The sequence below is a fragment of the Thermotoga sp. 2812B genome (genome assembly GCF_000789335.1).
Taxonomy (GTDB): Bacteria; Thermotogota; Thermotogae; order Thermotogales; family Thermotogaceae; genus Thermotoga; species Thermotoga maritima.
This window is the reverse complement of sequence record NZ_CP003408.1, coordinates 1,652,256-1,672,226: the sequence shown is the minus strand read 5'-3', so window position 1 is coordinate 1,672,226 and position 19,971 is coordinate 1,652,256. Positions and strand designations below refer to the sequence as shown.

Here is a 19,971-nt window from a genome sequence, read left to right as displayed (position 1 = left end):
CTTTCAAAAAAGGAAGGCGAGGGGCTTCCCTCGCCTTTTATTTTTTATGGGAGAGTGATGGGGATGAGAAGGATAAGTTTAATTGTTCTGATTCTGATGAGTAGTGTTTTTCTCGCGCAGGGTATCTCCGTTCGAATGGATCCCATTGTGGTGAGTAAAACCGTGAACCCGGGAACGAGTTTCAGCTACGAAATTTTCCTGGAGAACGACAGCGAATTCGAATCCATCACACTGAAAGCGATGGTGATGGACATAACAGAAACTGAGGATGGAGCGTACGACCTGAAACAGCCGGGAAGCACAAAATATTCAATCGCAAGATGGGTGAAGGTGGAACCCGACACGATCACCGTTCCTCCCCAAGAAACCAAAACGATCATCGTCACGGTGAACGTTCCAAGGGGTGCTTCTGGAGGACTCTACGGTGCTGTTACCTTTGAAATCCAAACACCTCAATCGCAGGAGACACAACGACCCGCTGAAGAGGGAGCATATGGTGAGATCGAATTCAAATACAGGATGGCGAGTTTTTTAGAAGTTGTTGTCTCCGGAACAAGTCAGAGGGTGGAAGCATTTCCCGCTTACTTCAAAGTGGAAAGATCAGATGACATTCCTTCAATAAGGATGCAGATTGGAAACGGTGCCCTTGTCTTCACGCTCGGTGTTTTGAACAAGAGCAACGTTCACATCGTCGCGAAAGGCACACTCACGATAAAGACAAAAGAAGGTCGAACAATAGCGAAGATGCCGCTTGGTGGGGGAAGAGGTATTGTTCTCCCCGACAGCACGGTTAATATGAGAACGATCACAAGAAGATTCTTCCCTCCCGGAGAATACGTCGCAAGAGCCGTTGTCGATTACGGTGGAAGAAGACCGATCGTGGCAGAGACCACCTTCACAGTAACTTCAGAAAAAGTGGAAACCGAAGAAGGGAAGAAGGAAGCAAATCCTGTGATGATCACAGTAGATCCAGCAGACATCGAAATCAAAGCTGTTCCAGGATCTTACCGATCATCGATAGTGAAAGTATCGAATCTGGGAGAAGAAACCCTTCAGGTGGAAGGAAAGATCTTGCCTCTGGTTTACGACCTCTACGGAGAGATCCTTCCGGAAGAAGAAAGGGGTACTCCTCCTGACTGGATCAACCTCACTCCATCTTCTTTCAGCTTGAGACCTGGACAGTCCAGGAACGTACGTGTCGCCGTGAGAATTCCAAAAGATTTCACGGGAGGTTACTACGCGGATGTGGTCTTCAAAACAGAAGGCGATTTACAGACGGAAGTGGGGGCAAATCTTCTTGTGTTCGCTGGAAGAGACGAAGATATAACTAAAGAAGCAAGCGCCGATCTGGTTTACACCGTGAAGGAAGATGGTATTTACGCGGACATCGTCTTTGAGAACACGGGGAACTATCATCTTCTGCCAAAGATCACTTTCGGTTTGAACAGGATCACGTCTCAGCAGGTGACGGACGAAGGTCTCATAATACCGAAGAAAGTGGAAAGTCTCATTCAGGAAGAGTTCTCGTCAACGAATCCTGTGCTTCCAGGAACGAAGAGGATCTTCAGCATCTTCATACCAGTTGTGTTGGAAGAGGGACAGTACGAACTGCTCGCGAGGTGCGACTACGGTAGGGCACCGATCGTTTTGAGAAAGTCTTTCCGGATGGAAGGGAGGAATGGGGAATGAGAAAACTCGGTTTCGCTTTATTTGTGTTGATAACAGCGGCGATGGTGGCACAGGAGGAACCCTTAGTGAGCAACATATTCCAGGATACCTATATTCTGGATGCCCTCGCTGATATATCTGCACAGACAGGAATCCCGATCATAGCGGACACAACCGTGACTGGTTTCATCACTATGGAACTCAACGAAGTACCCTTAGAGCAAGCACTGAAGATGATCCTCATGCCTGGAGGATACGTTTTCAAAAAGATGGATGGCTTTTATTTTGTGGGATCACCGGACCCGGCGAATCCCGCATTCAGATACCTTGCAGTTACAAAGACCTACAAGCTGAAATACATAACCACAGCCGACGCCCAGGAACTTCTACCAGCAGTTTACAGGAGTTACGTCAAATTCAACGAGAAGAACAACATGGTAACCATCACAGCACCTGAAGAGATCACGCAGGAGTTCGAGGAAGATCTCAAGAAGATAGACATCCCGATACCACAGGTGAAGATCAGCGTGATCGTCACAGAAGTTTCCAAAGATTACTCGAACGAGCTGGGATTGAACAGTTTAGATTACTCCTTCGGTTCTGATCAGGAATTCAACGAGAACTGGGCGGCTACTCTCGGTCTGGTAACAGGACTCATCAATATTCAGACGGATGTCTTTGGTCAGATCCTAGCGAAGCTGAAACTTCTCGAAGAGAATCAGAAAGCAAAGATCACAGCAGACCCCTGGATCATCGTGAAGAGTGGAGAAAAGGCTTCTCTCTTCTTGGGAGAAAGACAGGTGGTTCTCCTTGAGGCTGAGGGAGCGGTGAGCAGGATCGAGTCCATAGACGTTGGAGTGAGTATCGACATTCAACCACGTGTGATGGACAAAGAAGAACTCGAACTCACACTCTCGCCAAAGGTCAGTCACTTCGCGGGAGAAAAACTCGGAACATTTGCCGTAAAACAGAACGAACTCTCTACAACACTTCTCCTGAAAAACGGACAAACCGTTGTGATCTCCGGTGCCACCATCGAAGACAGCGCCCAGACCAGCTCCGGAGTGCCCATACTGAACAAGATTCCACTCATAAGATACCTCTTCGGTGGTACGACGAAAAAAGATTCCCAAAAAGAACTCTACATATTCATCAAGGCGGAAATCCAGGGAAGTGAGTGATCATGAAATGGTCGCTGATGATCTTTCTGATTCTCGCTGTTGCAACGGTGTTCTCAGAGCCCATGATCATGTACCAGTTCGTGATGGCAGAGGTGAAAAAAAGCACTGGAACCGGTGTTTCTCTGGAGGAGCTCTATCTCAGTACCGATGAGTCCAGCGAGGGTTCGATACACTACTCGAGTGATACGGTAGAGTTGAAGCTTTTTCCACTCTCTATAAAGATGAAATTTCCCGTGATACGCGATTCCTACAGAATTCTTTCAAAACCCTGGATCCTCACTGTCCTCGGGAAACCTGCCGTTGTACGTATAGGAAGGGAGGAGATCCTTACAGCAACACAGGGAATGACAACGGTCCAGGAGATGTACCTTTCGATAACACCACAGCAGTTGGATAAAAAAAGCGTTCTATCTGATATCGAAATGAAACTGGATGGTGCGCATCTTCGAACAAAACTCTGGATCTCCCAGGAAGATTTCCAGCCGATAGCCTACTCCAATTTCAAAACGGACGAGAAAGAACACAGGATGATCGTTTTCTGCAGGGCTCTCGTTGTAGAAAAACCTCCTGAAGAAAAGGTCTTCGTTGCGGGAAATGTTTCTGGACTTGAGGAGTTCATGGGTAAAGAAGAAGAAAGATCTGAAGAGAGTTTCATACTTCTTTCCTCTCATCCAGAAGCCAGAATAAGTCTCTGGTTGAACAAAAACATCCATTTTTCCGCTTCTTTTCCCGATGGACTTTTCATAGAAACGAAACTGTTTGGAGAAGAATTGAAACTCGGGGCCATCTACTGGCGGTTCAGATATTTGGGAGTAGGATTTTCAGATCGTACCAGTGTGGGAAACCTTTCACTTTCAGCCGGTGTGTACGCACTCTTCGATTTCACAAAATTCTCTGGAATACTCTGGTGGGGTAGGGGGGATCTGAAACTCAGCAGATTTTCTGTGAGCCTTTCTTTCAGAAGTCACTGGACACTCGAGGAAACGCCGTGGGAAGTGTCATTAAGTGCAGGGTACGATCTTAGCAAGAATATAACTGTTCTTTTAGGAGTAACATATGACTCTACAAACTACAAGATTTTCGTTGGGGTGAGGTACTCATTTTGATCCTTCTCTATCCCCATTTCTCCCGATACATTCATTAACCACATTTCTTTGAGCGTCGCTGCTTCAAATGCGAGGCAGCGGCGCTATTTTTTGATCTGTGTTTTCAGGAAATTTCGTACTGACCTTTCTTCACTCCAACTTTCTCAAGAGCGTCTACCACACGTTTTTCCATTGTTGGACGACGCTGTTCGGGACAGTGGAAGAGAATTCGGATAGTTTCACCTGAGAAGGTAATCACGTCTCCCTTTCGAAGCTGAGATGCTACCCTTTGGGAAACATCTTCAGTGCTGATACTCTTATCTGTCAGTTTCACCTCGACGAGGACAAAGGATTTTTCTCTTCTTCGACTCTCCAGAAAGAGGAATCTTTCAAAGAGCTTTTCATCGACCACCACTGCTTTGTTACCGTTCAGCATGAATTCTGAATCTCTTTTGGAGAGAAAGTCATCGAATTTCAATCGAGGCTTGATCCCTATCTCCATAAGATGACTCGAGAGCTTGTCGTATACACGTTTTGCCCTTGTGATATCACCCTTTTTCAAAAGAACTTCAATGGCTCTGTAGTACATATCCTCGTCGTAAGGCTCTCTCTGAAAATAAGCGTTTACCATCTCGAGAGCGGCGTCGTAATCTTTTTTCGATAGATACAACTTGAAGAGCTCTTTTAGAACATCTGAGTACCACGATTCGTAGATTTCTCTGATTTCCTGCACCCATTCTGCGAAAATGTCTTCGACTAGAAATGGTCCTGTGTAAATCTCGAACATCCTCTTAAGGAGTTTTTCACGTTCAGCATCTGATGTGGCTTTCATCAGATTTCTGTGACACTCTTCGAAAATATCTGCGTCTATGGTGATTTCACCTCCCGGGAAGAAACAGCAGAGGTCTCCCTTCACAAAGAGTTCTTCGCTCGTTATTCCGGTAGTTTTCCTTATGATATGGAGTGTGGTGTTCAGATTGGATTTCGCGAATGTGTCGTCCATGTCTTCCCAAAAGAGGTTGTAGATCTCTTCGACGGACACTTCTTCGTTCCTTCTGAAAATGAGATACCTGAACAGGGCAAACGCTTTTTGTGATGGCCAGTCTCTTGCGTTCACGATATCATTGTCTTTGATAACCCTTGTCCCGCCAAAGGTTTTCACAAAAATGCTCATAATCCCCCCTCCCATCTATTTAAAATAATTTGAAATTTTTTAGAGTTATTTTACTATCATTATATCATAGATGCCTCTATTGTACCAGTCAAATAATCAAAGTAACTAGAAAACAAAAAGAGCAACCTTCAAGAGGTTGCTCTTCGTTTAAAAAGATCGATTTTTAAATCGAAAGTCATACAAAAAAAAATCACTTATTATTACTTTGCAACGCCTGAGAGATCCAGCTTCCCTGGGACTGAAGCTGAGAGATCACTTCCTCCATGGCCGAAAACTTCCTCCAGAGTTCCTGTTCTCTCTTGGAGAGCCTTTCAATCCAGCTCGCTATCTGTGTGGCGAGGAATCTCTGTTCTCTTTCTATTCGACCGCTTATTCCCGCGACCTGGTCGATTCTACCGTTGAATTTCACCAGTTCCCACAGATAATCGTCGAGCTGTGTGGCAAAACCGTTCTCCCCACCAAAGAATTCCCACACCTTGTCCGGATCCTCTTCCACTATCTGTCTCAGTTTCTCCTCATCCACTTCGAGATGACCCTTCATCATGTTCTCGTATCCGGTTCCTATGTCTCCTGTGCTGATCCCAAGTTCCCAGAGGTAGTTTATGTCTCCTTCAGCTTTATACGTGATGAATCCTCTGAGACGAGAGAAGATCTCTTCTAACAGATCGTCTCCTTTCAGAACCCCTTTCATCTTCTCTTCTTCTGTCATCTCTTCTTCGGATTTATCGGTTATCGGCTCTTCTGTGAGCTTTTCGTTCAGATAATCCATCGTTTCGTTCCATTTATCCACGAATTCTTTTATCTTTTCAACTATCGCATCCGTGTCGACTCTCACATCAACGGTGATCGTCTCGGATGTCATTCCAGAGATGTGGAAAGTGACACCGTTGTACTCCACGTCGTTCGTATCTGAATACACATCCACCCAGTTCGTGCCGTCCATGCTGATCTGAAGATGAGCCTTCTGACCCACATAGAGACTGTGATTTTCTATTCCAAGAAGCGAGAACAAACCGGTACCGTCCGTGTCTTCCAGAGTGATGGCCTCGGGACCAGACGTTTTTGAAGTGATCACAATTCTGTTCGCATGATAATCATAACTGGCGGTAACCCCGGCTTCGCTGTCGTTTATCTTCTCTATAAGAGAAGATAGTGTGTCGTTCTGATCAACATCTATCTCCACACCGTTTATCTTCACCTTTCCGCTTATTATGGTCTTTGAAGTGTACGTGGCAATCTGCTGAAGAGTTTTCGCTGTGGAAAGTCCGCTCACAGAGGCGGTGCTGGTGAGAGAATAATTTCCTCCACTGTAGTTCAGACTGGCTTCATCCAGATGAAATACCTTCGTGAAGTTTCCTGTGATGTCAACGAGGGAGAAATTCTTATCGGAAGTGATGCTGAGCTTGCCGGTGTTGGTATTGTAGCTGACACTTCCTGTTATTCCAGCAGAAGAAAGAGCGCTGTTTAACTTGCTGACAATATCGTCTATGGTATCTGTGGAGAGAACCTGGACGTCCACATAGTTTCCCGTTTCGTTGTTGTACAGTCTCACAGTTCCTTCCTGGGGTGTGTACATGTAATCGAGTTCCGCAAACGTCTTCGTTGAATCGGGAGGTGGAACAACTTCACTCGCTCCGACTAGTGTGGTGTAAGTTGCAGTCTGAACGATCTTCACATGGTATACACCCGTGACGGCTACAGAGGAAGCCTCAGCTGAAAGAAGAGAGCTGGAAGAAACGGCTGTTTTCTGGACAACGGTACTCTGGAGTTTGAAACTGTAGACCAGATCTCTGAATTCTCTGAGTTTGGTCTTCACTTCTGTGTAAGCTTTTTGCATGAGCTCGTACTTTTCGTACTTTTCTGTAAGATTCTGAAGCGGCTGGCTTTCTGCTTCGAGAATAGCGTTTATGATGGACTGGGTGTCGAGTCCGCTGACAGCTCCCCCCACCTGGAAACCACCCAGCTGTGAGTAATATCTCATATTTATGGTGCTCGCTATTTTACTCAGGTCCATACGATCACACCCTTTCGTCTACGAGGATCCCAAGCAGCTCGTTTATGCTCTTTGCGATCTTCACCATCACCTCTGGAGGGATCTGTCTTATGATCTCTCCCGTTTCGGTGTCTTTTATCTTCACAATCACCATGTTCAATTCGCTGTCGTATTTGAATTCAGCCTCTCCTCTGAAGATCTTTCTCAGTTTTTCCAGCTTCTTCGAAAATTCTTCTATGGCTTTCTGAACGTCCTCTTCCTGCTGTTTTTTCATCTCAGCGACGGGTGTCGACTCGTTCTCTTTCACATGTAGCTCCCTTCTTGTTATTTCTCTATGAAGCACCTCGTTTCCTTTCCCATCCGTGGGATCGATTCTCATCGTGGATCCCTCCGTTTGACATTCTCCATAATTTTATATCGACTCGAAATTGAAAATTTTAGTACTCTATGTACTCTATGAGGAGATACTGCCCTTCAGAAATTGACCCCGAAGACCTATGGGAATTCATGAGTGGCACGGAAAAGCTGACTCTGGTTTGTCCTTCAAACGGTGTTAGAACACCGATATGAAAAACAACGATTTTTCTTGGTTTGTCTTTGGCAGAAAAGGTTTTCACGATGAATGTTGCATCGGAAATGTCATCAGAGAGGTATATTTTTTCCCCATCGGAACACTCGAAAATCAGTGAATTTCCTTCCCTGTACAGTACACATTGATTGCCCAGTGGTGGGTAAGTATCCACCGCTGTGGCATCCGATGCGAACAGAAGCAGGTTTGTGATCCTGCTTTTCATCGTGCTCAAAAGGTAGGAATATTCTCCAAAGTCTTTCACGATATTCAGAGTTCTTATGGAGTACGTTGAAACAATGAAAAATATGCCCAGAACAGCTATCAAAACGATGAAGGAAACAAGTATTTCGACCAGCGTATAACCGCTTCTCATCAGTCCTTCCCCCATTCGATGATTTCGAAATCGACACTGGATTCTCCGGAAACTTCCACAGGAACGGATTGGGGTTCTACGAATTCCACATTGTTCGACAAACTTACATCATAGGCCACAACAGATCCTTTGAAACTCGCATTGTTACTGAAAGTTACATTTGCACCGGGCGCGTAAATGTACAGGTTTTCCATGACGGAATTGTTGGAGAATGAAATTTCAACGTTATCTTTATCAGATACGATGAAAACCTTTCCACCATCTGATGTCTTCAACTCTGCATTGTTTGAAAAGGTAACTTTTTGATCCACATAGATAATAAGGTTGTTCGATCCTTTAACCTCGATTGTTCCATTATTATCGACATTTAACTCTCCTACTCTCAAAATAACATCACCGTTCGATGTATCGACAATTAATTTGCCCTTTTCTTGAACTTTTACGGCACTGTAGCTGTAAGTACCTGATGTGAGAGTTTGTTCTCTATGCCAGAGAACCAGTTCTCCGCTTGGTGAAGGAAGATTATCTGGAATTTCAGGTGGAGGAAAGTCGGGAGGATTGGAAAAAGTGAGGTCATCCTGGTTTGCAAAAATTTGACCAGATATCGTTCCGGAATTCTCTACATTTCCACCTGCATAAACGTCTCCGTACAATTCTGAGTTGTTATTCAAAACAACTTTCCCTTTTACCTTCACAATGGAAGGTTTATCAGGACTTCCAATACGGGAATTGTTAGACATGGTGAGGTTCGAGTTCTGAACCTCTACGTTTCCAGTTATTACTGCATTGTTAGAAAGTTCTAGTTCAGCCTTCTCAACGATTAAATTGCCTTTGAGAACGAAATTGTTTGGAACAGAGAGCTTTTCTTCCCCTTTATACAGAACATTCCCGTGAATTTCTGCAACATTAGAAAGATGCAGATTTCCAAGAGCGACCACTGCGTAAGAAAAAAGAACGCTTCTTCTTCTGAAAACGATCGCTTGAGTGTCGGTAAACTCATCCAATACGGAGGTGCAGGTTAGCTTGTAATTGTTCCCTCCAATTTCAGAGAGCACAAGCTTCACTGTCCCGGGAAACTCTTTCAACTCCGCTTGAAATCCACCGAGATACGACTGCAATTCACCGGGATTGGCTTTGAGGTATTCGTAAACTGTCCCCAGAGTGCTTCGTGTAACGTTGAAAACCATGATTTTTTTCAGTTCGGTGATGTAGTCCCTTTCCACTTTCTTATAAACACTCAGCGTAACGAGAAGAACCGATGTCATTAAAATCATAATCAGAAGGACAAAAACCAGTGCGTTCCCCTTCACACTGGTCACCTCATTTTGCATACGTGAAAACAAAGACCGGATTTTTCTCACTCGATCTGTAAAGAGTTATGCTCAAAGTTTCCGAATCACCGTTCTTTCTCAAAACGAGAGTAGAATTGACTTCTTCAAAGCCGTCGCGCGATTCCTCTGTTACAAATATCTCATCCAGTTTTTCTTGGATCTGGAAAATTTTTGTTATTTCCACATAGTACCTCATGGATCTTTCAACAATCTGGTTGAGAAAAAGAACGAAAAACGCAAAAACAACTCCTACCAGAACAAGTGCCACCACGTTTTCCATCAAACTCATATTCATTCCTCCTCACTCATAGGGCCATCCGAAACTGAAAGAAGCCCCATGCGGAAGCTTTTTGCCGTTCTTTGTGATCTCAAAGAACGCGTTCACAATCTCTTCTTCGTATATGTAAAGAGTAGAGGTTGAAACGAGGGTATAGCGGTCGAATCTCTCAGAAAGGAAATTGCTTGAAAGATCAAACTCGAAACTTATCTGAGTGAAAGTAGATGGTTCGCTGTGCACCTCATCCCACTGCACCGCGTTGTCAGTCAGGAATTTTCTCCACAGGTTGGCACCAGAGATGTAGATTATTTTAGAATAAACGTTATCGATATTTTCCATGACTCTGTTCTCGATGAAAACTGCTTCTTTCAAAACATAGGAAAGCATCAGAGATATGATGGTGGCGAAAAGCATGAGTACGATAGTGTGTGCTATATCTTTAAAAGGGCCTGCTCCGGGATCTGCTGATATTTCCTTTGTTTTATACACGTTCACTGCCGCAACTTTACCAGAAACAATCCTTGTTACGATGTTTTTAGAGTAAACAGCTCCCCACGCCGATTCTGGATGCTGTGAATTCCAAGTTTGCAGAGGGAACTCTTTGTGAAAACTTCCTGAGAACAGCAAAGATGAAATCACCAGAAGATAGATCATGACAGAAAACCTCATGACAACCTCCCCTTTCAACGGATCTCTGTTCAAACTTTACCAGAAAAATGTGGCAAAACTGTGGCAAGTGGTAGAATTGTACAGTAGGAGGTGAGATGATGGTTATCTCAGAAAAAGTGAGAAAAGCGCTCAACGATCAGTTGAACAGGGAAATCTACTCTTCCTATCTCTATCTTTCGATGGCAACTTACTTCGACGCTGAAGGATTCAAGGGTTTTGCCCACTGGATGAAAAAGCAAGCGCAGGAAGAGCTTACTCACGCGATGAAGTTCTACGAATACATCTACGAAAGAGGAGGAAGAGTCGAACTCGAAGCCATAGAGAAGCCACCTTCGAATTGGAACGGAATAAAAGACGCCTTTGAAGCGGCTCTGAAACACGAAGAATTCGTCACCCAGTCGATTTACAACATCCTGGAACTCGCTTCGGAAGAGAAAGATCACGCCACCGTGAGTTTCCTCAAATGGTTCGTTGACGAGCAGGTAGAAGAAGAAGATCAAGTGAGAGAAATCCTCGATCTTTTAGAAAAGGCAAATGGTCAGATGTCTGTGATCTTCCAGCTAGACAGGTATCTTGGACAGAGAGAGTGAAGGGGCACTGCGCCCCTTTTTCTCATCTGGAGGTGGGAACGTGATCCTGGTTCTCGGTGTGTTCAAGATAGAAGTGGAACCCATGCTCAAAGAGATGGAAGTCCTGGAAAAAGGACGTCTCTTGAAAAGATACTACCAGCGGGGAGTTGTAGGAAGAAACGAGGTGGTCGTGAGTTACGGTTTCATCGGGAAGGTCGAAGCCGCGCTCGTTACTCAGGCTTTTCTGGACAGGTTCAACATAGATGCTGTTTTTCTAACGGGAAACGCCGGTGGTCTGGAAGGTGTTGAAGTTGGGGATGTCGTGATAGGAGATTCCTACGTTGAGTACGATTTCGAAACGGCCCTTGGTGATGAAGGAATCATCGTCTCGGGCAGTGAGGATCTTGAAGACAAGGTGATCGCTTATTCAAACAGAGAGATCAAAACGGGATTGATAGCAAGCGGGGACGCCTTTGTGACAGTGAAGGAGAAAGCCGAGGAGATAAAAAGAAGAACGGGAGCCCTCTGTGTCGATATGGATTCCGCCGCCGTGGCAAAGGTGTGCCACGAGAACGAGAAGAAGTTCCTCGCCATAAAGACGATCGTTGACATATGTGGCAGAGAAACGGAAGAAGAGTTCAGAAAAAACTACGAGAGATACGGCTTTCTCTCCAACCTGATCCTCCTCGATGTTCTGAAAAAGTGTGTCTTCTAAGCGAAGACCGCCGAGAGGGCTATGGAATAAAACTTCGTTTCTTCCGAGTCTGCACGTGATGTGAGAACTACAGGGACTTTCCCACCAAGAATGGTAGACGCGGATTTCGCTTTAGCAAGAAAAACCAGAGCTTTGTACAGAATGTTCGCCGCCTCTATATCTGGCAGTATCAGGATGTCGGCCTTTCCCGCCACAGGGCTTTCTATCCCTTTCTTTCTCGCCGCTTCTTCTGAGACAACGTTGTCCAGTGCGAACGGCCCATCGACGATACATCCCTTTATCTGTCCTCTCTGGTTCATCTTCGAAAGAATGGCCGCTTCCATCGTGATGGGCATCTTTGGATTCACAACTTCTATGGCACCGACAACGGCAACTTTCGGTGTTTCTAAACCCATGACGTTTGCCACTCGAACACAGTGTTCTATCATGTCCACCTTCTGTTCCAGAGTGGGGCTTATCAGCATACCGGGATCGGAGATGATGAGAGGCCTCGAGAAATCGGGTATCTCCATCACGCTCACCATCGCCATCGTCTTTCCCGTTCGAAGACCGTACCTTTCGTCCAGATAGATCTTCATCAAATCTCCTGTCTTTATCTTTCCCTTCATGAGAAAATCGCATTCTCCCTTTGAAACGGCCTCCACAGCGAGTTTTCCCGCTTCTTCTGGGGGACAATCTATGATTTGAGGGTTCTTCCATTCAGGGACGAGTTCCTCGATGATCCTGGTGATCTCTTCCTCTGGACCGAACAGAACGGGCTCGCACACTCTCTCCTTCCAAGCCCTGTATACGGCTTCTATCACGTGATCATCGTTCGCAGCCGCAACCGCGAGCTTTTTTCCTTTTCCCCGAGCCATCTCAACCAGTTTTTCCAGAAACATTCTCTCACTCCTCACAGAAGGTGTTTTTCCTTGCCGTACTCGAGGACAACTTCCCTGAGCCTTTTGATCCCTTCAACGATCTTTTCATCCGGCGGCAGACAGAAGGAAAGCCTCATAGAGGGACTCGGCTCGTCGTACACTTTGAAAACCCTTCCAGGAACGTAAAACACCTTCTTTCTCTTCGCGTACTCGAACATCTCCCAGGTGTCGAAACCCTCAGGAAGGGTGAGCCAGATGAAGAGACCGCCTTCCGATTTCACCCATTTCACGCCTGGTATGTCGGAGAAGTACTCTTCGAGAGCGTTGAGCATCACCGTTCTCTTTCTTCTGTAGAGTTCGATGGTGGGTTTCAACTGCTCGAGAAGATCGTACCTCTCCAAATAACGGGCAGCGAGACGATGAGTGATAGCGGGACTGCACAGATCCGCTGACTGCTTCGCCTGAACGATCTTTCTGATGAACTCCTTGCTTCCCGCCACCATTCCTATTCTGAGACCCGGAGCGAGGACTTTGCTGAACGTGTTGAGAAGAACCACCCTTTCTGGTCCACCTATCTTGAAGATGGGATCCACAGTTTCTCCTTCGTACCTCAAAGCACCGTAGGGATCGTCTTCCACTATGAAGAGGTCGTACTTCTCTGCGATCTCGACGAGCGCTTTTCTCTTTTCCAGAGAAGTCGTGACTCCCGCTGGGTTGTGGAAATTTGAAACAACGTAGATGAACTTCACCTGTTTTATCTTTCCGTTTTTGTCGAATTCAGAAAGCTTTCTTTCCAGAACGTTGAGATCCATTCCATCGTCTTCGAGCGGGACCACAACGAAGTTCGCAAGATACTGCCTGAACGCGTTTATGGCTCCGAGGTACGCGGGATCATCGAGAACGCAGTAACTCTCATCGTCGAGGAAGAGCTTTCCGATGAGATCCAGTGCCTGCTGGGATCCAACGGTGAATATCAGATTGTCTTCGTCGAGTCCTGTGATGCCGTACATCCTCTCCAGAAGCTTCAAAATTTGCTGTTTAAGAACGGGATCTCCTTCTGTTGTGGAGTACTGAAGGGTGTAATGGTACTCTTTTTCTATGATCTCCTTTGCGATTTCTGCGAGTTCTTTCCTCGGGAAAGTCTCAGGATCGGGTACTCCCCCTCCGAAAGAAATGGCATCTTTGTCCGCGGCAAATTTGAGAATTTCCCTGATGATGGAGGATTTCATGTTTCGGCCTATCTTTGAGATCTTGCCTTCTAGATTCACGACCACACCTCCTGGAATATCTTTTCTTCTGAAGAATTATACACCAGTACTGGTGAAATTTCTGCATTAAAATTCAACGTGTATTCGAAAAATTGAGAATTTGATAGAAAAACTGGTATACTTTGAAGTATGCAAATACTTCTATCTGGAGGGATCCTGGGTTGATAGAGCGGGTGATAAACAACATCGAAAAGGTGATAAAAGGAAAGAGAGAAGCTATCGAAGTTGTTGTCGCAGCGCTTCTCGCAAAAGGACACGTTCTCATGGAAGATGTGCCGGGAGTAGGAAAGACGATGCTTGCAAGAGCCCTTGCGCTATCCCTTGGAGTGGACTTCAGACGAGTTCAGTTCACACCGGACCTCCTTCCAACGGATCTCACAGGTCTGTACATATACGATAGAAAGAAGGAAGACTTTGTCTTTAAAAAGGGGCCCGTGTTCACCGATGTTCTCCTCGCGGACGAGATAAACAGGGCAACACCGAGAACACAATCTGCGCTCCTTGAGGCGATGGCAGAAGGTCAAGTGACCGTGGATGGAGTCACACACAGGCTTTCTGAGAGATTCTTCGTGATCGCCACGCAAAACCCAATCGAGTACGAAGGGACCTTCCCTCTCCCGGAAGCTCAGCTCGACCGTTTCATGATCTGTGTGAAGATGGGGTATCCCGATGAGGAAGCAGAGATTCAGATGCTCACATCCCAGGAAAAAGAGCATCCCATAAGCCAGCTGGAACCGGTCATGAACCCTGATGAGCTTTCAGAACTTCAAAAAAAGGTGAGGAATGTTTTTGTGAGCGACGAAGTGAAGAAATACATCGTCGATATAGCCAGTGCCACAAGAAATCACCCATCGCTTCTTTTGGGCATGAGCCCCCGTGGAAGTATAGCCCTCATGCACTTCTCCATGGCTCTCGCTTTTATGGGTGGGAGAGATTTTGTCCTTCCAGACGACGTGAAAAGAGCCGCTGTGTACGTGATACCCCACAGAGTGATCCAATCCGCAGAGTCCAAACTCAAAAGGGAGAAAAAGGAGGATATAGTGAGAGAAATTCTCGACCGTGTGAAGGTGGTCAAATGAGGGTAAGAAAGAAACCACTTGTGATTCTCACAATCTTTTCCGTCGCAGTATGGATCCTCACACAGAACAACATTTTTCTTCTGATGGTTTTCTTTACCGCAACGAGGTGGCTGGATCTTCTCTTGACTCTGAAGGCCATTCCAAAAATAAAGATAGAAAGGCATATCACAAAAACCAGACTCTTCGTGGATGAAAAGGCAGAGATGATCTACAAGATCAGATATTCTGGTCATTTGCGGATTTCGATGAAACTCAACCCGAGTTTTTCTCCCGTCAGATTTTTCAAAAAAGACACCGAAGAAGTTTCTCTGACACCATCTTCTTCAGAAAAGCTGGTGTTCATTTTCTCGTTTGGAACACGTGGAAGAAAGATCCTGAAGGGATTTTCTATAAAAATCGAGGACACGTTCGCAACTTTTTCTGTGGAAAAGGAGTTCAACGCAGAGGACGAGGTGATCGTTTTTCCCGAGTACGTGCCGATCGAATTCTACAAAGAGGCCCTGAAAGAGCTCCTGCCGGGTAGAAAAAGCCCCCAGAGACTTCTCGAGGACAACACGATGCTGAAGGGACTCAGAGATTACAACGGAGAACCGATGAACAGAATACACTGGAAAGCCTCCGCGAGATATGGAAGGTTGCTCGTGAAAGAGCACGACCACACTGCACTGGGAAGGGTGAAGATTTTTCTCGATCTGAACCTTCCAAAAGATATCCAGCTGGGAGAAGTCTGGAAAGAACTGAGGAGGTACTACGAAGAGGAAGCGGTGCGGTTCGTGGCGAGCGTGGTGAAAGACCTGAAAGAACGTCACACACCAGTGGAATTAACGGTCATAGGTGAAGAAATCTGGAAGAATCACGATCGAGACTGGGTGATGGATTTTGAACTGCTCGCCACCGTGAGAGGAACGGACAATCCTCGTTTCGATACGAAGAGTGTCCTGGAGACGGTCGTATTTGATCCTTCGGATACTGTTCTCCTTTTCTGCGTACACCTGACGGAGCAGGAGCTTCCCTTACTTCTCAGAGTGAGGTCTCAGGTTTCAAAATTGATCGTATTTGTCATACCATACGGTTTACGCGATCCAAACACGAAGCCTTTCAGGAGCTATCTCCTCATGAGGAAGGATCTCCTCGATCTTCTGGAAAAGGTGAAGCTGCTCGAAGAGAACCACGTGATCGTGAGGGGAGTGCGGGAGAACATGACCGTTCAGGAGGTTGTAGAAAGTGTTCCATGATGTGTTGTTTGGTAGCGCTTTACTTCTGGTTCTGATGAAAGATATCAACCTCTACTCTCTGTTGCTCCTTTCAGGCTCAGCGGTAACGGCGATACTAAAGAGAATCTCCAGAGCCTACCTGATCGTTCTTCCGGTCTCAGGGATCCTCCTCTGGATACTTTCGAAAGAAAAAGACCTGGTTTTCGCATCTCTCATAATTACTTTCTTCCTTGTGTTTTCAGATTTCGAAAATGAAAGGTCAAAAGTGTATTCGCTGGCCTTCTTTTTCGTGCTTTCGTTGATATTTGAGAAAAATCCATCTTCATTCCTTTTTGTCTCCGGAGCTATGGCCCTCTTTTTCCTTCATGAGAAGAAGTTCCTCTACGCTTCTTTGGTTCCACTTCTGGCTTTTGTTCCAGAATTCAGACTTCCATTCCTTCTTCCAGAAACGCATCAGCCAGAAAGTGGTGAATCGGTCCAACAGATGGTGAAAAACGTTGTGGTCGTGATAGAAAAATTCACCCAGAGTGGTAGTCTTGCTATGAAGCTTCTCTGGGAAGTCATTTTCTGGGTCGCTGTGGCAGGTGTGGTGCTACTCGTTGTTGTTTTCTTCAAAGAGTTTCGAATGAATTTAAAGGTGTCACATTATGTCCTTGCTGCTCTCGGTGTTTTTGTGGTCAGCTTTTATCTGTTCGTATTGTTCGTGAACACGGTGGTTCGGAACGTGAACCTCGACGTAGGAATTCCAGAACTCACACCAGTAGGTCAGATGCTTTCGTCCACACCTTCCGCTTCTGTGACCGTCGTTGAAATTGAAAGAAATCCTTCGTGGAATTCGGTAAGATGGATTTTAACCGCTGTTTCTCTTTTCGTGGTGGTATTGTTCTTCCACACCACTTTGAAGCTCTTCCTTAGAACGTTGAAAACGTCGAGCGAAGAAATTGAAACGGAAGAATCGAGAGAGGAAGAAAAAGAAGATGTTGAAGAAAAGGAACATCACACCGAACGAAGAGTAATACACACGTTAGAAGATGCGTACCTCTTCCTGAGGTGGAAATATTTTCCAGGAAAGGAACATCTTACTCCGTACGAATTGGTAGAAGGAAGAGAATATCGTTACTTCAAAGAACTGACAGAGAAGTTCACAAAAATAAGGTACTCACGCACAGAGGAAGAGATGTCTTTTTCTGAATTGAAAAAACTTTTCTTGGAATCGGAAAAGGAATTGAAACGTTATCATAATTGAAGCCATTTAAACCGTGGTATGATACTGACATAAAGATCTGGATCATAGATCCCCTCCGTTGATATACCAATTCCCGCATAACTTCTCCTGATGGACAAAACAAAAAAAATTCCAAGGTTTCTCGCTGTTGTTAAGTGAGAGATATTTGTTTAATTCTTTAATCCTTTAAAAAGGAGGAGTTTCTATGAGAAAAACACTGGTTCTTTTCATTATGGGAATCCTTCTGGTGAGTGTCTTCCCGGTGAAAATCGGTGTGATCCTCTCAATGACGGGGAATCTGTCCGGGTACGGGAAGTTGATATGGGAAGGGATCCAGATAGCCCATGAAGAGAAGCCTACCGTTCTTGGAGAAGACGTGGAACTCGTTCTTCTTGACACAAGAAGTGAAAAAACAGAAGCAGCTAATGCGGCTACAAGGGCTGTTGAGAAAGAAAAAGTTGTAGCACTCATCACCGGTTTCACGAGTTCCCAGGCACTCGCAATGGTACCAATAGCGGAAAGTAGGAAAATTCCCATGGTGAGCACTGGCGCAACTAATCCGCTTGTGACACAGGGTAAAAAATTCGTTTCCAGAGTGTGTTTCATCGATCCGTTCCAAGGAGCAGCGATGGCAGTCTTCGCCTACAAGAATCTTGGTGCTAAAAGAGTTGTTGTTTTTACGGATATTGAACAGGACTACAGCGTTGGACTCTCGAAATTTTTCACGAATAAGTTCACTTCTCTCGGTGGCGAAGTGAAATCGGTTTATTTCAAAAGCGGTGATCAAGACTTTTCAGCACAACTGTCTGTGGCCCTATCTTATAACCCGGATGCCATCTACGTTACAGGGTATTATCAGGAAATCGCCCTTATCGCAAGACAAGCAAGACAACTTGGATTCACCGGCTATATACTCGCCGGCGACGGTGCGGATGCTGAAGAGTTGATAGAAATCGGTGGAGATTCTGTGGAGAATCTCTACTTCACAACCCATTATCACGTGAAATCAGCCTCAAATCCGGTGGCTGAAAGATTCGTTGAAACTTACAGAAAAAAGTACGGAAAAGATCCGGCCGCGCTCAGCGCGCTTGGATACGATGCCTACATGGTTCTTCTCAATGCGATCGAGAGAACGGGAAGCTTTGATACGGAAAAGATCGCCGAAGAAATCAGAAAGACAAAAAACTTCTATGGAGCAACGGGTATCATCAATATAAACGAAAATGGTGATGCCGTCAAATCAGTAGTGGTCAATACGGTAAAGAACGGAATCTTCGACTTTGTCACCACCATTCTTCCTGAAGACATCGAGTAACCTCATTTTATACTCAAACAACGATGAGAAAAATATGCAAAAAGAGGCATAATTCTTCAAACAGGGAAGCGATCAAAATTTGTTGAAATTTGCCCGGGAAAATCGAAAACGAATAGATTAACTGATAGAAAAATCTGCATTAAGATTCAAAAGGATTCCTTGACCGCTTTGTGGTGAACCTGTAAAATACTTATAAAAATCATTCTCAGAGGGGAGGGAAGAGATATGAGGAAGGTGCTGGTAACTGTTCTTCTTGTTTTGACAGTTTTGAATCTTTTTTCTGCCGTTAAAATCGGTGTGATCCTTCCAATGACGGGTGGCATTTCCGCTTTTGGAAGGATGGTGTGGGAAGGTATTCAGATCGCTCACGAAGAGAAACCTACGGTTCTGGGAGAAGAGGTAGAACTCGTTCTCCTTGACACCAGAAGTGAGAAAACAGAAGCAGCGAACGCAGCGTCAAGAGCCATTGACAAAGAAAAGGTCCTCGCAATAATCGGTGAAGTGGCCAGTGCACATTCTCTCGCCATAGCACCTATTGCAGAAGAGAACAAAGTTCCTATGGTGACTCCTGCCTCCACGAATCCACTCGTAACACAGGGAAGAAAGTTCGTCTCCAGGGTTTGTTTCATCGACCCGTTCCAGGGAGCAGCCATGGCAGTATTCGCTTACAAAAATCTGGGTGCAAAAAGAGTGGTTGTGTTCACAGATGTCGAGCAGGACTACAGTGTCGGACTCTCTAATTTCTTCATAAACAAGTTCACTGAACTCGGAGGACAGGTGAAGAGGGTGTTCTTCAGAAGTGGTGATCAGGACTTTTCCGCACAGCTTTCCGTTGCGATGTCGTTCAATCCGGATGCAATCTACATAACAGGGTACTACCCGGAGATCGCCCTCATTTCCAGACAAGCAAGACAGCTTGGATTCACCGGTTACATTCTGGCAGGTGACGGTGCAGACGCACCGGAACTCATAGAGATCGGTGGAGAAGCAGTGGAAGGCCTTCTCTTCACCACACACTACCATCCGAAGGCAGCCAGCAACCCTGTTGCAAAGAAATTCGTTGAAGTGTACAAGGAGAAATACGGAAAAGAACCAGCTGCGCTCAACGCTCTCGGATACGACGCTTACATGGTGCTTCTTGACGCGATCGAAAGGGCAGGAAGCTTTGACAGGGAAAAGATCGCTGAAGAGATCAGAAAAACGAGAAACTTCAACGGTGCCAGCGGTATCATAAACATCGACGAGAACGGAGACGCTATCAAATCCGTCGTTGTAAACGTTGTGAAGAACGGTTCCGTTGACTTTGAGGCTGTCATCAATCCTGATGACCTCAAGTAAAAACTTCCATTGAAACAAGCAAAAGCGAGGCCCCTCAGGGGCTTCGCTTTCTTTGATTGAAGAAAG

At 45.5% G+C, this 19,971-nt stretch carries 19 protein-coding genes; 10 read left to right on the top strand and 9 right to left on the bottom strand.

The genetic code is table 11. The features are described from left to right. The first annotated feature begins 57 nt into the window (after positions 1–57). From T2812B_RS08585 to T2812B_RS08575, 3 genes are read left to right on the top strand one after another with little or no spacing between them, the layout of a single operon-like run. The gene (locus T2812B_RS08585) at positions 58–1,689 is read left to right on the top strand and encodes a hypothetical protein (protein WP_038051084.1); all 1,632 of its coding nucleotides are present in this window, start codon (positions 58–60) and stop codon (positions 1,687–1,689) included. Continuing rightward, entirely contained in the window at positions 1,686–2,849 is a 1,164-nt protein-coding gene (locus T2812B_RS08580) for a type II secretion system protein GspD (protein WP_008195649.1), read from the top strand. The genes T2812B_RS08585 and T2812B_RS08580 overlap by 4 nt, the downstream gene beginning before the upstream one ends. Positions 2,850–2,851: 2 nt before the next feature. Continuing rightward, complete coding sequence (locus T2812B_RS08575) at positions 2,852–3,955, top strand: hypothetical protein (RefSeq protein WP_008195647.1); 1,104 nt, start codon at positions 2,852–2,854, stop codon at positions 3,953–3,955. A gap of 103 nt (positions 3,956–4,058) precedes the next feature. Here T2812B_RS08575 and T2812B_RS08570 read toward each other — a convergent pair whose 3' ends face one another. From T2812B_RS08570 to T2812B_RS08540, 7 genes are all read right to left on the bottom strand, one after another. Further along, positions 4,059–5,108, bottom strand: a complete 1,050-nt coding sequence (locus tag T2812B_RS08570) for a BTAD domain-containing putative transcriptional regulator (RefSeq protein WP_008195646.1) — start codon at positions 5,106–5,108, stop codon at positions 4,059–4,061. 190 nt (positions 5,109–5,298) lie between these two features. After that, positions 5,299–7,122 carry a flagellar filament capping protein FliD gene (gene fliD, locus T2812B_RS08565; protein WP_008195645.1) on the bottom strand — a complete coding sequence of 608 codons (1,824 nt, stop codon included), beginning with the start codon at positions 7,120–7,122 and terminating at the stop codon, positions 5,299–5,301. 4 nt (positions 7,123–7,126) lie between these two features. Then, on the bottom strand, positions 7,127–7,480 hold the full coding sequence (locus T2812B_RS08560) for a flagellar protein FlaG (RefSeq protein ID WP_008195643.1): 354 nt from the start codon (positions 7,478–7,480) through the stop codon (positions 7,127–7,129). A gap of 58 nt (positions 7,481–7,538) precedes the next feature. Then, positions 7,539–8,045 (bottom strand): hypothetical protein, encoded by a 507-nt coding sequence (locus T2812B_RS08555; protein WP_008195641.1) that lies wholly within the window; start codon positions 8,043–8,045, stop codon positions 7,539–7,541. Continuing rightward, on the bottom strand, positions 8,045–9,130 hold the full coding sequence (locus tag T2812B_RS08550) for a hypothetical protein (protein ID WP_231556577.1): 1,086 nt from the start codon (positions 9,128–9,130) through the stop codon (positions 8,045–8,047). The genes T2812B_RS08555 and T2812B_RS08550 overlap by 1 nt, the downstream gene beginning before the upstream one ends. Positions 9,131–9,365: 235 nt before the next feature. Beyond that, a complete protein-coding gene (locus T2812B_RS08545; protein WP_008195638.1) occupies positions 9,366–9,665 on the bottom strand; it encodes a hypothetical protein in 300 nt (99 codons plus the stop codon). Positions 9,666–9,677: 12 nt separating this feature from the next. Continuing rightward, the gene (locus T2812B_RS08540) at positions 9,678–10,322 is read right to left on the bottom strand and encodes a hypothetical protein (protein WP_008195636.1); all 645 of its coding nucleotides are present in this window, start codon (positions 10,320–10,322) and stop codon (positions 9,678–9,680) included. Positions 10,323–10,420: 98 nt separating this feature from the next. Between T2812B_RS08540 and T2812B_RS08535 the strand changes: the two genes are divergently transcribed. Beyond that, positions 10,421–10,912, top strand: a complete 492-nt coding sequence (locus T2812B_RS08535; RefSeq protein ID WP_004080283.1) for a ferritin — start codon at positions 10,421–10,423, stop codon at positions 10,910–10,912. A 40-nt stretch (positions 10,913–10,952) separates the two neighbouring features. Further along, on the top strand, positions 10,953–11,606 hold the full coding sequence (gene mtnN, locus T2812B_RS08530; protein WP_008195634.1) for a 5'-methylthioadenosine/S-adenosylhomocysteine nucleosidase: 654 nt from the start codon (positions 10,953–10,955) through the stop codon (positions 11,604–11,606). Here the strand turns inward: mtnN and T2812B_RS08525 are convergent. Continuing rightward, positions 11,603–12,487, bottom strand: a complete 885-nt coding sequence (locus tag T2812B_RS08525; protein ID WP_008195633.1) for a phosphate acetyltransferase — start codon at positions 12,485–12,487, stop codon at positions 11,603–11,605. The two genes, mtnN and T2812B_RS08525, sit on opposite strands and share 4 nt — an antisense overlap. 11 nt (positions 12,488–12,498) lie before the next feature. Continuing rightward, on the bottom strand, positions 12,499–13,734 hold the full coding sequence (locus T2812B_RS08520; protein ID WP_008195631.1) for a PLP-dependent aminotransferase family protein: 1,236 nt from the start codon (positions 13,732–13,734) through the stop codon (positions 12,499–12,501). Positions 13,735–13,895: 161 nt separating this feature from the next. Here T2812B_RS08520 and T2812B_RS08515 point away from each other — a divergent pair, with 161 nt between their 5' ends. The 5 genes from T2812B_RS08515 to T2812B_RS08495 all read left to right on the top strand — a co-directional run bounded on the left by T2812B_RS08515 (position 13,896) and on the right by T2812B_RS08495 (position 19,905). Continuing rightward, a complete protein-coding gene (locus T2812B_RS08515; protein ID WP_008195629.1) occupies positions 13,896–14,813 on the top strand; it encodes a MoxR family ATPase in 918 nt (305 codons plus the stop codon). After that, entirely contained in the window at positions 14,810–16,048 is a 1,239-nt protein-coding gene (locus tag T2812B_RS08510; RefSeq protein ID WP_008195627.1) for a DUF58 domain-containing protein, read from the top strand. Before T2812B_RS08515 ends, T2812B_RS08510 begins: the two co-directional genes overlap by 4 nt. Further along, positions 16,038–17,273, top strand: coding sequence for a hypothetical protein (locus T2812B_RS08505; RefSeq protein WP_008195625.1), 1,236 nt, complete (start codon positions 16,038–16,040; stop codon positions 17,271–17,273). Before T2812B_RS08510 ends, T2812B_RS08505 begins: the two co-directional genes overlap by 11 nt. A 184-nt stretch (positions 17,274–17,457) precedes the next feature. After that, on the top strand, positions 17,458–18,567 hold the full coding sequence (locus tag T2812B_RS08500; protein ID WP_008195623.1) for an ABC transporter substrate-binding protein: 1,110 nt from the start codon (positions 17,458–17,460) through the stop codon (positions 18,565–18,567). 225 nt (positions 18,568–18,792) lie between these two features. Beyond that, positions 18,793–19,905, top strand: a complete 1,113-nt coding sequence (locus tag T2812B_RS08495) for an ABC transporter substrate-binding protein (RefSeq protein ID WP_008195621.1) — start codon at positions 18,793–18,795, stop codon at positions 19,903–19,905. Positions 19,906–19,971 lie beyond the last annotated feature (66 nt).

What these genes read in the sequence shown, in the direction of transcription:
- T2812B_RS08510 (WP_008195627.1), top strand. Translation starts at nt 14,810, where the DNA reads ATGAGGGTAAGAAAGAAACCACTTGTGATTCTCACAATCTTTTCCGTC.
- T2812B_RS08500 (WP_008195623.1), top strand. Translation starts at nt 17,458, where the DNA reads ATGAGAAAAACACTGGTTCTTTTCATTATGGGAATCCTTCTGGTGAGT.
- T2812B_RS08540 (WP_008195636.1), bottom strand. Translation starts at nt 10,322, where the DNA reads ATGAGGTTTTCTGTCATGATCTATCTTCTGGTGATTTCATCTTTGCTG.
- T2812B_RS08545 (WP_008195638.1), bottom strand. Translation starts at nt 9,665, where the DNA reads ATGAGTTTGATGGAAAACGTGGTGGCACTTGTTCTGGTAGGAGTTGTT.
- T2812B_RS08570 (WP_008195646.1), bottom strand. Translation starts at nt 5,108, where the DNA reads ATGAGCATTTTTGTGAAAACCTTTGGCGGGACAAGGGTTATCAAAGAC.
- T2812B_RS08585 (WP_038051084.1), top strand. Translation starts at nt 58, where the DNA reads ATGGGGATGAGAAGGATAAGTTTAATTGTTCTGATTCTGATGAGTAGT.
- T2812B_RS08575 (WP_008195647.1), top strand. Translation starts at nt 2,852, where the DNA reads ATGAAATGGTCGCTGATGATCTTTCTGATTCTCGCTGTTGCAACGGTG.
- T2812B_RS08495 (WP_008195621.1), top strand. Translation starts at nt 18,793, where the DNA reads ATGAGGAAGGTGCTGGTAACTGTTCTTCTTGTTTTGACAGTTTTGAAT.
- T2812B_RS08560 (WP_008195643.1), bottom strand. Translation starts at nt 7,480, where the DNA reads ATGAGAATCGATCCCACGGATGGGAAAGGAAACGAGGTGCTTCATAGA.
- fliD (WP_008195645.1), bottom strand. Translation starts at nt 7,122, where the DNA reads ATGGACCTGAGTAAAATAGCGAGCACCATAAATATGAGATATTACTCA.
- T2812B_RS08555 (WP_008195641.1), bottom strand. Translation starts at nt 8,045, where the DNA reads ATGAGAAGCGGTTATACGCTGGTCGAAATACTTGTTTCCTTCATCGTT.
- T2812B_RS08525 (WP_008195633.1), bottom strand. Translation starts at nt 12,487, where the DNA reads ATGTTTCTGGAAAAACTGGTTGAGATGGCTCGGGGAAAAGGAAAAAAG.
- T2812B_RS08535 (WP_004080283.1), top strand. Translation starts at nt 10,421, where the DNA reads ATGGTTATCTCAGAAAAAGTGAGAAAAGCGCTCAACGATCAGTTGAAC.
- T2812B_RS08580 (WP_008195649.1), top strand. Translation starts at nt 1,686, where the DNA reads ATGAGAAAACTCGGTTTCGCTTTATTTGTGTTGATAACAGCGGCGATG.